At 60.2% G+C, this 1,453-nt stretch carries 1 protein-coding gene and 1 pseudogene; one reads left to right on the forward strand and one right to left on the reverse strand.

All coding sequences use genetic code 11. From position 1 onward, the window contains the following. A partial coding sequence (locus AC1Q7F_RS32540) for a PAS domain-containing protein (protein ID WP_492512699.1) occupies positions 1-404 on the reverse strand: 404 nt, incomplete at its 3' end. Between the two features lie 522 nt (positions 405-926). Here AC1Q7F_RS32540 and AC1Q7F_RS32545 point away from each other — a divergent pair. Further along, positions 927-1,453 (forward strand): annotated as a pseudogene (locus tag AC1Q7F_RS32545) (hypothetical protein); the annotation flags it as partial.

Consider the following 1,453-nt stretch of genomic DNA (forward strand, 5'->3'; position numbering starts at 1 on the left):
GACAGGTTGGCGTGTTCCAGGGCTTTCTGCGTGATGTCCGTCGCATATTTCACCACCTTCACCACCTGGCCGTTCGCTCCCCGGATCGGGTTGTAGGAGGCTTCGATCCAGACGGTCTTGCCACCCTTGCCGAGGCGCTTGAACTGCCGGGCCTGATACTCACCCCGACGCAGCGCCTGCCAGAATGCGGCGTAGTCCTGGCTGTTGCGCTCTGCCGGTTCCACGAACAGGCTGTGGTGCTGACCTCGGATTTCCGTCAGCGAATAGCCCATGACATTCAGGAAGTTCTGATTGGCATCCAGGACCGTCCCGTCTGGATTGAACGAGATCACGGCCTGGGACTTGTCCAGGGCAGTGAGGATTTGGCCGCTGTCGTCATGCTGCTTCAGAAAGCCGAACATCATGTTGATCCTCCCCATACCTTTATATGCCTACTGCCACGCCGCAGAGACCAAGCGGCAGATCGAAGAATAAGATCAGATCACGATCTTTGACAAATCGATACCCATACCCATCTGCATAGTGTCCAAGTGGATATATGAGCTATCGGTTAGTTTTCCGAATTGTTGGCGACTTCACGCCCGCAACACCTCCGGCATTTCATATCCCGGGGTGCTCGCTTCTGTTCATCAAGGGTTGTTGCGCGGCCTGACGGGCTGCCGTCCCATCCTGTTCCGCCCTCTCGGTCATTCACCTCAGCACGTCAATGAACCGCATGCCGCCATTGTCAGGGACCGGCTCCATCGCGCGCCGTCACAGCCGGCTTCGGCGGGTCGCTTGAACCAACCGCAATCCGGTTCACGCGAAAAGCAACGTCAGGGTTGCCGCATTGGATTAGCAAAGGGTCATGTAACCCTTTGGACAGGCCCGCGCTCGGCTATGCGGATGTAGGATTCCTTGGTCAATAAAACCGGGAGGGCGGTTCCATGTTCGGGCTCTTCAAGAAGATGCTGGCGGCATTGCACGACGAGCCCGCTCCCGATCGCGCCAGCGGCGGTTATCCGCGCAACGCACCCACCCCAGCCGCCAAGCAACCTGAAGTCACCGCCCCGCCCCAGGCTGACCAGAACGCCGCCGAGGCGTTGCGGCGCATTTTCTCCCGCCGGGACCCCACCCAGGCCGGTAGCCTCCACTTGGTGGGGCTGGAAAGCCTCCGGGCCCGGCTGGGCGGACGGTGGGGGACCGTGGCTGACAGGGTGCACCTGCTGACGGCAAGGCTGCTTGAAAGCTATCTCGGCCCTCAAGATACGTGGTTTCGCCATGAGGGCGAAGTCTATGTGGTCGTCTTCGCCCAGCTGGGACCCGAACAGGCACGCCTGATCTGTGCCAAGGTGGTGGAGGAATTACAGATCATGCTGCTGGGGGAAGCCGATACCGCCAGCATCATGGTGCGCACCGCCATGCATGAGATCGGGTCGGAGGTCATGCTGGTACCCGCCAGCCTGAAGCAGAT

The sequence above is a fragment of the Niveispirillum sp. GW835-FHT14G11 genome (assembly GCF_058793615.1).